Source organism: Trinickia symbiotica (assembly GCF_003028655.1).
Taxonomy (GTDB): domain Bacteria; phylum Pseudomonadota; class Gammaproteobacteria; order Burkholderiales; family Burkholderiaceae; genus Trinickia; species Trinickia symbiotica_A.
Map to the genome: position 1 here is coordinate 1 of NZ_PYUC01000025.1, position 13,803 is coordinate 13,803.

The 13,803-nt window shown below is 62.9% G+C and carries 9 protein-coding genes and 1 pseudogene; 5 read left to right on the forward strand and 5 right to left on the reverse strand.

The window, feature by feature from the left end; translation table 11 throughout:
* Window positions 1–118 precede the first annotated feature (118 nt).
* From C9I57_RS33510 to C9I57_RS30320, 5 genes and pseudogenes are all read right to left on the reverse strand, one after another.
* Window positions 119–199 (reverse strand): annotated as a pseudogene (locus C9I57_RS33510) (DUF1275 domain-containing protein); the annotation flags it as partial.
* Between the two features lie 219 nt (window positions 200–418).
* On the reverse strand, window positions 419–2,365 hold the full coding sequence (locus C9I57_RS30305) for a heavy metal translocating P-type ATPase (RefSeq protein WP_107154217.1): 1,947 nt from the start codon (window positions 2,363–2,365) through the stop codon (window positions 419–421).
* Window positions 2,362–3,528 carry an SPFH domain-containing protein gene (locus tag C9I57_RS30310; RefSeq protein WP_107154218.1) on the reverse strand — a complete coding sequence of 389 codons (1,167 nt, stop codon included), beginning with the start codon at window positions 3,526–3,528 and terminating at the stop codon, window positions 2,362–2,364. The genes C9I57_RS30305 and C9I57_RS30310 overlap by 4 nt, the downstream gene beginning before the upstream one ends.
* Window positions 3,525–4,598, reverse strand: coding sequence for a protease modulator HflC (hflC, locus tag C9I57_RS30315; protein WP_107154219.1), 1,074 nt, complete (start codon window positions 4,596–4,598; stop codon window positions 3,525–3,527). The genes C9I57_RS30310 and hflC overlap by 4 nt, the downstream gene beginning before the upstream one ends.
* Window positions 4,599–4,664: 66 nt before the next feature.
* Window positions 4,665–6,566 carry an SPFH domain-containing protein gene (locus C9I57_RS30320; protein WP_107154220.1) on the reverse strand — a complete coding sequence of 634 codons (1,902 nt, stop codon included), beginning with the start codon at window positions 6,564–6,566 and terminating at the stop codon, window positions 4,665–4,667.
* A gap of 505 nt (window positions 6,567–7,071) precedes the next feature.
* Between C9I57_RS30320 and C9I57_RS30330 the strand changes: the two genes are divergently transcribed.
* The 5 genes from C9I57_RS30330 to pxpA all read left to right on the forward strand — a co-directional run bounded on the left by C9I57_RS30330 (window position 7,072) and on the right by pxpA (window position 13,294).
* Entirely contained in the window at window positions 7,072–7,578 is a 507-nt protein-coding gene (locus C9I57_RS30330; RefSeq protein ID WP_107154221.1) for a tyrosine-type recombinase/integrase, read from the forward strand.
* A gap of 96 nt (window positions 7,579–7,674) precedes the next feature.
* Window positions 7,675–9,969 (forward strand): bifunctional diguanylate cyclase/phosphodiesterase, encoded by a 2,295-nt coding sequence (locus tag C9I57_RS30335; protein WP_107154222.1) that lies wholly within the window; start codon window positions 7,675–7,677, stop codon window positions 9,967–9,969.
* Window positions 9,970–9,978: 9 nt separating this feature from the next.
* Complete coding sequence (locus C9I57_RS33515) at window positions 9,979–11,019, forward strand: helix-turn-helix transcriptional regulator (protein ID WP_258187905.1); 1,041 nt, start codon at window positions 9,979–9,981, stop codon at window positions 11,017–11,019.
* A gap of 175 nt (window positions 11,020–11,194) precedes the next feature.
* Window positions 11,195–12,259: a TRAP transporter substrate-binding protein DctP gene (gene dctP / locus C9I57_RS30345; RefSeq protein ID WP_107154223.1), complete on the forward strand. Its 1,065-nt coding sequence runs from the start codon at window positions 11,195–11,197 to the stop codon at window positions 12,257–12,259.
* 255 nt (window positions 12,260–12,514) lie between these two features.
* On the forward strand, window positions 12,515–13,294 hold the full coding sequence (gene pxpA, locus C9I57_RS30350) for a 5-oxoprolinase subunit PxpA (protein ID WP_107154224.1): 780 nt from the start codon (window positions 12,515–12,517) through the stop codon (window positions 13,292–13,294).
* Window positions 13,295–13,803 lie beyond the last annotated feature (509 nt).

Sequence of the window (13,803 nt, forward strand, 5' to 3'; positions counted from 1 at the left end):
GACGTGCTCAATCGATTGCCCACCCATCGAGCCGACGACATCGCCGCGCTTCTACCGCATCGTTGGGCGCCTGCTGCGGCTTGATTGCCCGCACCTTGGGCCCAGGATGCCTTCACCGGGTGCTTACTTCCGCCTTTGAGATCTTCGTGATCATCGCGTTCTGTATTCCCATCACGAAGCACAGCAGTGCGACTGTCGCCGCCTCGAGGAAGGAGGGGATGGTCGACGCGCCGTTACTTATCGAGGACTCAGATCACGCTCGGCCGCGTGCGGCTGCAGGAGGTTTGGCAGCATCGCCTGCAGTCACAGGCGTCCCATTGGCCCGCGTCAGGCAGCGCTGGAATCGTGACCGTTTCGCGGCGATAGAAGCCGACGAGCGCAGCATCGAAGAGCTCGTCGACTTCCATGTTCACGGAAATCAACCGATTTCGTCGATTCGCAGCAACCTGCCGGCGTTGGCAATCACGACGAACGTGCCGACGTTATGCAATATTGCCACCCAGACCGCGCTCAGGGCCCCTGCCGCCGCGAGTGCGATGACGCCGACCGTCCACGCCAAGCCGATCGCCGCATTGATCGTCGCGGTCCGTCGGCACCTTCTGCCTAACCGAATGCACGTCGCGATGCGCCGCAGGTCATCGCTAAGCAGCACGACGTCGGCGGAAGCAGCCGCGATGTCGATGCCGCGCTCGCCCATCGCGATGCTCGTCGCGCCCGCCTTGATGGCGAGCAGGTCGTTGAGGCCGTCGCCGACCACGAGCGGACGATGGCCCGCTTTCATCTCCCGCGTGACGAAGTCCAGCTTGTCGTGCGGCAACGCCTGCGATACCACCGTCTCGATTCCGACGTCGGCCGCGCGGCGCTTCGCCACCGGCGCGCGATCTCCCGTCAGGAGCGCTTGCCGCGCCAGCCCCAGCGCGCGTAGATCGGCGAGCGCGTCGCGCGCTTCGGCGCGCAGGGCATCGGCGAACGCGAACCACGCGAGCAGCTTTCCGTTCAGGGCAAGACCCACGCAAGGCCCGTCCGTATCGCCGGGAGGCGGCGGCAAGCCCGCCACGTGCTGCTCGAGCAGTGCCTGACGGCCAAGCACGGCGACGCCTTCGGGCGTTTCGGCAAGGACCCCGAGTCCGCGCAATTCACGGGTGCGCTCAAACGGCTCGAGATCGAGGCCGGATGGCTCGGCATCCGCCGCATAGCGCACGAGCGCGCGGCTCACGGGATGCGCGCTGCTTTCGCCAAGCTGCGCGGCGAGGGCAACTACTGCCGCCGAAGCAACGCCCGGCTGCAGGAACACATCGGCAACGCGTAGCTCGCCGTAAGTCAGCGTACCGGTCTTGTCGATAACAAGAGAATCGATCTCCGCAAGCTTGTCGAGAAACGCAGCACTCCTGAATAAAATGCCGTGCCGTGCGCCCACGGCAATGCCGGCGATGGCCGTTGCCGGCGCCGCGAGCACGAGCGCGCACGGGCACGCGGCAACGATGATGGCCAACATCGCCATCGCGTTCGAAGACGTGAACCAGACGATCGCCGCGATCACTAGCACGAGGGCCAAATAGCCGCCCATGTACCGTTCAAGAACCTGCGTGATCGGCGGCTTCGCCCGCTCGGCGCGTTGCATGAGCTCAATTATCTTGCCGAGCGTCGATTGCTTTCCCGCGTGCGTGACCTCGATGCGCAGTGGCCCGTCGAGGTTCATCCCTCCGCCGAACACGGTGCTTCCTTCGCTCACGTCGAGCGGCACCGATTCACCCGTAATCGGTCCGTTGTCGACGCTCGACATTCCATGCCGCACGACGCCGTCCGCCGGTATGCGCGCGCCCGGAACGACTTCGATGACATCGCCCGCGCTCAGTGACTCGTATGGCGCTTCTTCGACGAGGCCGGCGGCACTCACCCGGCGTACTTTGCCCGACGTCAGTCGGGCCAGTGCCCGGATCGCCTCTTGGGAGCCAAGCACGCTGCGCTCTTCGAGCGCATGGCCGAACGTCATCACGATCGGCAGCAGCGCCGCCGTTCTCATATCGCCCGTGGCCCACGCGGCAAGCATCGCCAAGGCAATCAAGCGATCGGTGACGCCGTGCAGACTCGGGCGCTGCAGACTCTGCCAGGCGCTCGCCAAGACGGGGCCAGCGACGATCAGCGAGGCCAATCCCGCGAGCACCGGCGAAAGCGGCTCTTGCATGCCGCCCATGTATTCCCACGCAAAAGACAACGCAAGCAGTCCGCCCGCGATCAGTGCAAGCGCGATCCGCCGCGTCACGGCACGACGCTCGGTTGCCGAGAGCGCGATCGACGGGACCTTTTCCGGTGGTGCCGCTTGCTCGGCCACCCGCTCCACGATCGGCTCGGCCTCCGTGCTCATCGAACATTCCCCGGCAAGATCAGATGTGACGCGTCACGCGGATCGATCGTCGTCACGTGAGCCGCTTTCGCGAAAATCCGCTCGACGCGATCGCGATAGGCGCGCGCGGTCAGCCCCGGGTCGCCGTGGCCTTGCAGCGAGACCTCGAGCTGCTGGATGACGGCCGTGCTGGCTTGTGCCGTCGCGACACGCTCGGCCGCGCGCGCCCGCGCATCCTCGACGATCCGGTCAGCGCGCTGCTGCGCCTCCTGCCTTCTGCGCTCGGCCGCGGTCCGAGCTTCGGCGATAGCGCGCTCGGCCTGTTGCAAAGACGTCAGCACAGAGTTGAACGCACCCGCCGCCGCTGCCGGAAACGCAGCTTGCACATCGACGCGCGATACATCCACGCCGAGTCCCGCATGCTCAGCCTCGAGCGCACGCAAATGCTGCTCGATCGCCTGTGCAAGGTCGTCGCGCAATCGCTCTCGCTCGAGCGCCATTGTTGGATCCGAGCGCAGCGCTTCAGGGCGCGCGACAAGGATCGCGTCGAGATCGCGACCCGCCACGACCTCCACGGCCGAAGCCGAAACGACCCGCTCAAGCGCCGCGTTGAGCCGGTCCTTCTGCAGCATGTAGGCGTACGGATTGGCGACGCGGTAATACAACGTCGCGCTCAACTGCACGACACCGTTGTCGCCCGTGAGCAAATAGCCGGAGCCAGCCAACGCATCGGGCAACGAGCCGTCGTCGGCCGGCGCAGCGTTGCCGGTCGTCGCATTCGCATCGGACGGAGCATCGTCCCCCGGCGAATCCCCCCCTGTCGCATCCGCCGTGCTCATCCGGGTATCGGGCAACGCATCGGCGCTGGTCGCCGGGTCGGCAGCGCGCGCCCGCGGGTCGCGCTCGAGCGACTGAATCGGCAGCGCGAGCACGCTCGCCCGGCCCGGCACAAGCACGACGTTCTCGAACGGGCGCGGCCACGCGATCACGAGCCCGGCATCCTGTGTCCGCACAAACTCGCCGAAACGCGTGACGACAGCACGGCTATCGGCGGGGATGCGGCGCACGTTCGACGTGATCCACGCGAGCGCTGCTAGCGCAGCGAGCGCAACAACGAACCGGAACGACAGGCGTACTGCCTGCGCGCCGGGGCCGAGCCGCGTCATATCGACATCGGAGCTCATGGCTTATGCCCGCCCCGCTTTGTCGTAGGGGGCCCCGCGCTGGCGGGCCCCTGCGGCAGCGCGGCGCCCATTGGCCCGCGCACGAGCACACTGAACGGCGCGGCGTCAGCGCGCAACACCAAGTTGGTGTTCGCATTGATGACCGAGTCGAGCGTGTCGAGCGAACGCAGCATCGTGTATAGCTGCGGATTCCCGGCGTAGGTCTTGCCGTAGATCGCCGCCGCGTCCTTGCGCGAAGCCGCCTCGATGTTCGCCGCCTCGACCGTCGCGTCAGCGACGGCGATCCGGGCTTCACGGTCCGCGTCCGAACGAATTTGCGCGGCTTCGCGCTTGCCGTCCGCCATGCGCTGCGCTGCGACCGTTTCGCGCTCGGCGCTCATGCGCTCGACAGTCGCAGCAAGCGTCACCGCGGGTAGCGTCAAACGCTCGAGTCCAACTTGAACGACATGGACCCCGTAAGCCGCATGCAGTTGCGCATCGATCTGGCGGCGCAATGCGTCCTCGAAATCGGCGATCCGCACCTTTCCCGGATCGGTGTTCACGAGCGAGGCAAGCTCAAAGCCGGCAGAGGTCGTCTGCAACGCGGAGCCGACGAGCGACCGGATCTGGCGCGCTGCTTCGTCGGGCTCGTTGCGCACCGCGCGCACGAAGTGGCCGACGTCGTCGGGATCGGCCGCGACGCGCCACGCCACGTAGGCCTGAACGATGATTCTCAAGCCGTCACGCGTGCCGACATCCTGCAGGCCGCTCGAGGTCGTATGCAGGCGCAGATCGACGGGCGTGGTGGCCTCGATCGGCGCAGGCATCCGCCATGCGAGACCAGGTTCGAGCAGCACGCGAACGGGCTGGCCAAAGCGCGTCACGACGGTGGCTTCACCCGCGCGTACCTGAATGAGGCTCGCGACGGCCGCAGCGATGACGACGCATAGCAATGCGATGGCCACTTGCACACGGAAGCGGTTGCCGCCCGACGGCGCACCCCGATGCTCATGCGCGTCGTGCCCATGAGCATGATGGTCGTGCCCCTGGGCGTGACCGTGCGAATGGGAATGGTTGTGCCAGAAGCTCACAGTCTCACCTCGCTTCCGGTTGCCGGCTGCCCGGCGATCCGCGTCGCTCGCGTAGGTCGTTCAAGCTCATTCGTTGCGTTGGGTGCCGGCCAAATCGCCGAACGGATAGGCGCGCAGATCGATCGTGGCGCGATCGCCTTTGGCGAGCCTGTCGTCGATAACCGTGAGATGCGCATTTTGTAGCCCTTTCTGAAGCTTCTGCAGGTAATACTCGAAGAGAAACGCGGGACCGCCGAGCCTCGACGCGTCGAGGTCGGCCTCGAAATCGACTTGCTGCACGCGAGCGCGCGAGAGCGTATTTGCCGCCTCGGCCCCCGCGCGCGCGACGTCTTGCAGCGCCTGTTCCTGCGCATCGCCGAGCGCGCTGGCGGCATAGGCGCGCGCGAATGCCACGCTTGCCTGCGCCCTCACTTGCGCGCCTTGAACGCCATGGTAGGCGGCGGCCGCGCCGGCGGGTGGATGAATGCTTTCGATGACGACAGCCACGACTTCAACACCAGCGCCGAGCCTGTCGAGCTGCTGCTGCACGGCCGCGCGCACGCTCGCCGCCATGGCGGTCTGACTCGCTTCGAGCAACGACTCGAGCGTGTGCGAAGCGAGGTATCGCACGACCTCGCGATTGGCAATCGAGCGCACCGTGGCTTCGACGTCTATGGCGCGATAAAGCGCGGCGCGCGCGTCGGCGTCCGAGGCCCCGACTCGATAGTCGAGCCTGACGTCCGCACTGACGATCTGAAAGTTCTGCTGCCCACCGCTCGCGCCCGCGATGACCTGAGACGTCTCCCACGGATGGGCGACGTCCCAGAGCCGATTCAGTTGCTCGGGCGTACGGTCGTCGGCACGCGCGAAAGGCGCGGCAATGCTGCTGTCGTCGGCACTTCCCGAAACGATGACCTGATGGACCGCGCCGTTGTCGACGAGTCGCGCCGCACCGAACGGCCAGGGCAGCCCGGCGTGCGGGCCAGGCCGCCAGACGGCGACGGGCGCCCCAAATCGCTCATAGACCGCGCGCTGATCAGGCCCGAGGATAACGATCGAAGTGAGCAGCCACGCGCACGTGCCGATGCCGACGAGCGTCGCCGGCATCAGGCGCACGAAGCTCCGCAGCACCCAGTTTTGTCGGAAATCGACGCCGTACTGGTTGCGCAGTCCGGCGGCAAGCGCGGCGAACGGCGACGGGCGCCAGCGCAGCATGCCGGCCAGCGCACTCGCCGGCACACGGAGCGAGTCCGTGCGCGAGGCCTTCGGCAAGAACCAGAGCAAGGCGGCGCGCACCGCCAGCTCGATGGCGATCGCCGCGTTGAACACCGCCGCCGCATGGAGCGGCCAATCGAGCGCGGTGTGCCGGTACGCAAGCCATGCGCTCGCCGCGGCGGCGGCAAGCGAAGTCAAAAGCACCACACGCAGCATGCGCGCGAGCGATGCCGCCATCGGCGATCGTTGCGCTTGCTCCTGAAAAACGCGCTCGGCAACAAACACGACAAACGCGTGAACGAGCAGGAATGCGCCTGCGGCGATGGCGGGCGCAGGCGATATCGCCGCGCGAACCAACGCGACGGGGCTGAAGAGCTGCCAGGACGCCGCAGCGATCGCCACGGAAGCGCACGCGGAGGCACATGCGCCCCACGGCTGCCAAGGAATCGAACGAACAACGACGAAGAGCGCCACCACGCCGCGCTGGTGACGTACGGCTCGCCACAGCGCCCTGGCGAGAAGGCGCCAGTTGCGCTTGCGCGTCGGCCGCGTAACGCGGTGGGAAAGCGCAAGACGCGCGCCGTTTGCGATGACGAATGCATTGAACCAGGCGCTCGCGAGCGGCGCGCCCCAGCGGACGTCGGCCGGCAGAACGCCAGAGACGCTCGCGAGCGCGAAGGCGACGGCAAGCGCGGCCGCTATGCTCCCGGCCCACTGGTAGTCGGCGATCCGCTGATGCGCATGCGTGCGTTCACGCCTCGCCCGTAACGACATCCGATCTCCTTTGCCAACGTCGCAAACGGTGTGCTTTGCGGCGCCGGAAACTGCGAGTAACGCCGAATGTAGCTTGACGGGAAATGGAACCCAAGCCTCGGAGCGAGTTGGTTACTCCGAGCCGAGGGTCGTGGGACCTTTGCGCACGCCATGCGGGATGTCGGCGGCAGTCCCGTCCCCCGAAAAGCGGCCACGATAACTTTAGAGGCGCGTGCTCATTGATGCCACTTAGGATTGTAGCGGAGGCGCCAGGGCGGCAGAAATCGCGGTTGGGACGCATTGGATCGGCACGCAAGACGCCGTGGCGACGGTGGTCTGCGAGTATCTCGCACATGGCCCAGCGGGCTGGCGCCAATCGGGCGCCAGCGTTTCCCTACATCGCAGCACACCACGACCTCGAGGCGATCCGTGCGTACCTGCATCGGTGCCGCGATCAACCGAAGGCGTTAAGCGCTTATAGCTCAAGCGCTTCCTGCTTTGATGCATCTGTGAGCGGCGCAAAGCGATGAGCGACTTGCTCGACCGACTGCGAAGCCTTCAGGGATTTCTTGAAGGCACCGTCGCAGCCCTTCGTGGGCCCGCGCGCGCCACGCTCGAGCCCACGCTGGCGGCCTTTCGCCGAAGACGGGCTTGCGTCCGACCGTTGCGCCACTCCTTCGGCACGCAGGCGGCGGACGCCCAGGTGCCGCTGCACGTCATTCAAAAGATCCTCGGGCACCGCTCGCTGCAAACCACGACGATTTACGTGCAGGCGAAAAAGCAACGGATGATGCGCGAAGCCGCGGACTACTATGCGGCGCGAAAGACACGAGAAGAGGGCGCCGGGGCGGCAACTAGTGATGAACGGACAAGCAGAAAGCGCGAAACGTCGTTTGAGCCAGTGAAGTGTTTTTTCTTGCGCGACAGCGCGGCAAGGCATAGAGCAGACGTCAGCTGCCGCCTCAGGAGCCGCCGAGCAATTTGTCGGGGCAAAGCGCTTTATCGGGTCCGGAGGCAACATCGCTGCGTGTAACACACTGTAACGGAATATTTAGGAAAACCTTTGTAGTGTCATTCAGGTATCCCTCAGACCAATTGGTGGCGCGGCAACGTGCGAGGAGGTGCCCTCATGGTGGTCGAGAAATCCAGAAAGAGCCCAGGGCGGTTCAAGATCCGCCGATGCTGCTTTCGATTGCAGCCGCCCGCAACGTGCATTGCCTGGATCCCGACTGGCACCCTTTTACTCGTGCTGGGAATCTGGCTCGCTGCGCTCACCCGTATCCAGACAGAGGGGAGGGAAGCTCGCACGGCGGTGGCGAGCGCCACTTCGCAAGTCGCTTCTTCGTTTGCTGCCCACATTGACAAAACGGTGCACGATGCCGACGTGATTGTGGGTTGGGTCAAGTACGAGTACGAACGTTCGCCGTCCACGTTCAATATCGACACACTGAAGGACAAGGCCTTGGTTTCGGCCGATACCGCGCTGCAGGTCACGATCGTCGGGCCAAGCGGCGAGGTTTTGCAGACGACGACCCCCGACGCGCAGCCGGTCGATCTGAGTGACCGCCCACACTTTATCGCGCACAAGACGAATGCAAACCTTGGTCTCTATATCAGCCTGCCGGTCCTGGGCCGTATATCCCATCACTGGTCATTGCAGTTCACCCGCCGTTTGAACAACCCTGACGGCTCCTTTGCGGGCGTAGTTGTTGTGTCGGAAGACCCCACCTTTCTTACCACGGGCTTCTATAACCTTGATGCACTGGGTGTGGGCGGCATGCTTGCGGTCCTGTCCGATAGCGGCAATCTGCTCTCGCGCCTCGCCGCCGGCGAGCTCGCTTCGCCAGTCGAAGCGCCTGCGCCCGAGTATCGCGACATGCTGGATGTCAAAGGTGGCGTATTCGCCGACCCTATCGATCGTATGCGGCGCTTCGTTACTTACCGGCATTCCGCTCGTTACCCGGTAGCGGTGCTGGTTGGCATGTCAGAAGACGATGCTTTGGCAGGTTACTGGCATGCCCGTAATCTGTATCTCCTGCTGGCAGGGGGGCTTACTGTCGTGCTGCTGACGGCGGCAGCGTTCATCACGGTAACAATGGCGCGACTGGCAGCGGCAAGGGCGAAGATGCAACACCTTGCTGAGACCGACGCTCTGACCGGCTTGCCAAACCGCTATTTGCTGACTGAAAGCCTGCGTCAATGCATCGAACGTGAAAAACCGTTCGGCCAGTTGGCGTTGGTCTTCGTCGACCTCGACAACTTCAAGCGGATTAACGATGCCCTCGGCCATCAGACCGGCGACGAGCTGCTTCAGAATGTAGCGCGGCGCCTTGCGAGGGTTGCGGGTGCCGAGTCTTTCCTCGCGCGGGTCGGGGGTGACGAATTCGTGCTTGTCATCAAGGGGGCTAGAGCTCTCGCCGCAGCACAAAGCTTGGCCAGTTCCATCATTGATGCGTTCGAAATTGCTTTTGGTTTGCGTGGCAACAGCTATGTTATGCGCGCGAGCATTGGGATTGCCGTCTATGACGCAGACACTGAGGCGGAATACGACCTCCTGAGGCGGGCCGATCTGGCGATGTATGCAGCGAAGGAGGAGGGCAAACCGGCGAACTTAAGTCGGTATCGGGTATATGCGCCCGACCTGTCGACCCGCGCGATGCGCGACATTGAACGTCAGCAAGAACTGCAATACGCTATCCAGAACAACGAATTCTTCCTCGAATATCAGCCGATCGTTTCACTGACGACGGGGGAGACGCAAGGCCTCGAAGCGCTCGTACGGTGGCGACATCCCGAGAAAGGCGTCATCCCGCCGGTCGATTTCGTTCCCTTTGCTGAACGCACAGGATTCATCGTGCCGATCGGTGAACTGATCCTCGAGGCGGCCTGCGCCCAGTTCAGCGAGTGGCTGGAAAGCGAACCGGGGCCGTTGTATCTGTCGGTGAACGTATCTGCTGTGCAACTTATCCATGGCGACTTGGTTACCGTGGTGCGCCGATGTCTGGACCAACACGGGATCGATCCGCGGCGACTAAAACTCGAAATCACCGAGACCACGCTTCTCGACGGTTCTGCCGCCGTTGAACGCAGTTTAAAGACGCTACGGTTGCTTGGCGTCCGGGTTGTGCTGGACGATTTCGGAACTGGGTATTCGTCACTTTCCCAGCTGACCAGCCTGACGGTGGATGGTGTAAAGATCGATCGCAGTTTTACGCGTGGAATACCTGACGATCGCGCCGCGCTCGCCATGGTCGAGAATGTGATTTCGCTCGCGCGTGACCTCGGTCTCACTCTGGTCATTGAGGGCGTCGAGGGCGAGCAGCAGGTCAACTGGCTGCGCCGTTTCGGAGATATCGAAGTTCAGGGGTTCTATTTTGGTCGTCCTGTGGCGCCGACTACCATTCGGGTCGGCAGGGCGGCGTAGGACGCGGTCGTGCAGAATGTAGACGTCGGTCGCTTCGCGAATCCCCGCGGCGAGATCCTGTTCGAGGCAGACGTGCGCATCTTGAGAGAGCGGGTCGTGCTGCGTTTATCGCAGCATCCGAATGTTCCCTGCTTGCTGGAGCGACGCCTTGTACGAAGCGATGGGGTTACTTTCACACAGATCCTACCCATCGTTGATGGCGACGTGTTGCGCGATTTCATGACCGCCGATCCGTACGGCGACCATCTGCGTGTGCAATATCAATCGATTGATCGCATACACCGTGAGCAACTGAGCTCTGAATCGGCACGGCGGAAGACCCTGACAGCCAACATCGATCCGCTCGAGCAGATCGGTCGCTTACGCACGTGCGCCAACGAGGCAGAATTGATGACGATCGCGAGCCGCATACTGACCCAACTCGGAGGACGATGCTATACATATCGTTGGTTGCACGTCGACCAAAGGGCCGGCGCCATTACCGGACAACGCTGCCTTGTAGGATGTCAGCCCGGATGGGTGCACGCATATATCAGGCATCAGTGGTACCGTAACGATCCTTTCGTCGACTATGCGCGTAGGAACGGCGGCCCAGCGCTTGCCAGCGAAATCGATGCGGTCGGGGATCATCAGTGGGCCAACGAACTCGCGGACCGGTATGGTTTTCGCAGCATGCTCGTCTGCCCGGCGCATCCGCCTTCAGGTGCACTGATCGGACTCCTGCAGGTCGGCAATGAACTGCAGCAGTCGACGGGTGAGCCTACGCTTTGGCAACATCGCGTGCTTTTGCGGGCGTTGGCGGACGAAATCCTCGACTGGGGCATCGCCACACAGCGTGAGGAAGAGGCCAGCCTGCTCGATCTCGACCAACGTGAGCTGACTGTGTTGCGCCTTCTGAGAGCTGGGCGGACCGCATGCAATGTGGCGGAAAATCTTGGAATCTCGGAGAGAACCGCCTACGTCATTTTCCGTAAAATCAACCAAAAGCTGGGCGTTTCGCATATCGCGCGCGCTGTTGACGCTGCGACGGCCAGAGGGCTGATTCAATGAGAAAGCGCTAGTTTCGGCGGCGCAACGCGTAATTATAGAAAAATAAGTCCTCCTTGGGAATGTCAAAACCCGTTTGGTTTTGACATCGCTTTCTTCACTAAAGTTACCTCGACACTGGAACCTGGCGGAGCTTCACGCTGGGCGCGATCACGACCCAGTCGCGGTTTACTTGACCATGATGCACACCAAATTCGGACAGCTTATCGCGCGCACTGTGCTGGCGCTTGCGCTGGTCAGCGCTCAGGACGTTCATGGCGTGCGCGCAGGACAGACTTGGACGATGGCATCGGCTTATCCGGCCGATACGGTGTCAGGCAGAGCGGTTGCCTCGTTCGCAGCAGCGTTGTCAAGGCGGACCGGCGGCGCTCTTAAAGGCGCGACTGAATTCGGGTTCAGTGGCGTGGAAGCCGATCTGGTCGAGGCCGTGCAGGATGGTAGCGTGCAAGTGGCGGGCGTGTATTCTGGATCACTGACGCATCTCGATCCGATTTTCGAATTGCCAACGCTGCCATTCGAAGTCCATTCGGTTGATGAAGCCCGGCGACTGGCATGCCTGGCAGAACCAGCGTACCGGCGCGCGTTATCGCGCGCCGGTCTTCACTTGCTGTTCATTTCGCCATGGCCACCTACGGGGCTCTGGTCCCGGCAGCCCGTGATGACGGTTGCCGACATCGCCACCCTGCGGATACGAACCTATGACGCAGCGTCGGCCGAAGTGCTCAGGGCGCTCGGCGCCCATGCAGTCGTGCTGCCTGTTCGAGATGTCGAGCCGCTCCTGCACATCGGTGGGCTTGATGCGGTCCTTTCGTCCGGCGATGGGGCAGTGGGCAGATCTCTTCAGGCGGATCTGTCGAATTTCAATGCCATTCACTATGCATTTCCAGTGTCATTCGTGGTGGTGAGTCAGTCGCGCTATGAGGCGCTGCCCAAAAAGCACAGGAGCCAGCTGGATGAAGCTGCCGCGGATGCCGAACGGGAGCAATGGACTTCACTGCCAGCACGAATTCGAGCGAATTACGCGCAGATGCAGCAGGCGGGCGTGGTCGTCAACACGTCGATCGATGCCGGGCTGAGCGTGCGACTTCGCAAGGCCGGTGAAGCCCGCGTGGAGAAATGGCTGTCGCGAGCGCCGCCCGAGGAGGCCGGGATCATGAAAGCGTTTCTGAATCAAGGGGCGCCTGTGGCGCAAGACAGATGTCCACTCAACATGCTCGATGCCAGTCACGGCACTCGCGGATAGCAGCGGGCGCCCGCCAGGCCGTAGCCATCATCGCGGTTGTTACCGTCTACGCTCTGCTGCTTGTTTTAGGTACTGCTCATATGTCCCCCGCGGAGCGTGCCGATGTCTTGTTGCCGTGGAGGCACATTGGCGCGCCTGTCTGGTCCCTGCACGTGCGCATCGGGGACCGTCAGTGTGACTTTGACAGCGTGCTTATCGGTGACAGCATGGTCCGCATTCGCAGCCGTTGTGGACTGGGAAAGGAGGCAACAGTTCATGCCCGAAAAGACAATTGATTTGAACGTTGACCTCGGCGAAGGCTTCGGGAATGACAGCGAACTGCTGGATTACGCCACATCGGCCAACGTCGCGTGCGGATGGCATGCTGGCGATCCGCTGACCATGCGCCGTGTCACGACTGAGGCGATACACAAGGGCGTCGCAATTGGCGCGCATCCGAGTTATCCGGATCGCGAGAATTTTGGCCGGAGGGCAATGGACCTTTCGCCGGATGAGGTGTATGCCGATGTGCAATATCAGGTCGGCGCATTGGCTGCCGTCGTGGCAGGGCTGGGTGGCAGTGTTACGCATGTGAAGCCGCACGGCGCTCTGTACAACCAGGCCGAGGAGGATACTGCACTTGCCTGCGCGATCGTGCACGCTGTGCGCGACATGAATCACAAACTGGCGATCGTCGGTCTGGCGGGTGGACAACTCGTGCGGATCGCGCGTGACGAAGGACTGGATGCGATCGAGGAGGCTTTTGCTGACCGCGCATATACGCCGGAAGGGAAACTTGTGCCGCGCTCGCAGCCGAATGCATTGCTCGAAAGCGAGGCGGTAGCGTGCGAGCAGGCCATCAGTATGGTGCGCGATGGGCGTGTCAGGGCAGTGGACGGCAGCTGGGTCAGCATCAGGCCTCAGACGCTGTGTTTGCACGGAGACGGATTGCATGCGGTTAGCTTCGCCAGCCAAATTCGTGCAGAGCTTGCGAAAGCAAAAGTGGCAGTTCGGCCGCTGAAGCACGCGGGTCTAGTGTCTTCTGGTGCGAAGTGACGAAATGAGTAGAGAGGTTCGGCGGTCTGCGAAAGCGTATCGTGGTCGTTGCTCGGCGAGGGGAAGCGTGAGGCCAGTTGCATGGTCCTTACGAAGACCATGCAGAGCAAACGGATAAGAGGCCAAAGGAGGATTGTGATGGAAGGTTAGGGGCGTCGCGTGGCGATAGGCATTTATGAGTGCCTGCGGAATTCGTGGTTAGCCGGACTATGCTAATCGACACATGGCTTGCATGAGTTATTTTCAATATGCATCGCGCTAATCGATGGTGAATGGCACTTGATTTCCCGGACGATCCGCCTATCCTATGCAGGCATGACAGCATGCTCGGAGTGTCGATAGCGCTCTGGCGATGTCAGCGGTACTCATGCGGCCAGTCTCCGTCCGATGTCTGGAAGCCGCAGGTCCTTTGGACTCCGGGGTTCATTTTGAGCTGAGTGGGGAATGCCAATTTCCCACTGATATCGTCGGCGACATCGGGTTTCCGAGGGTCGTCATTTCTCAAAGCC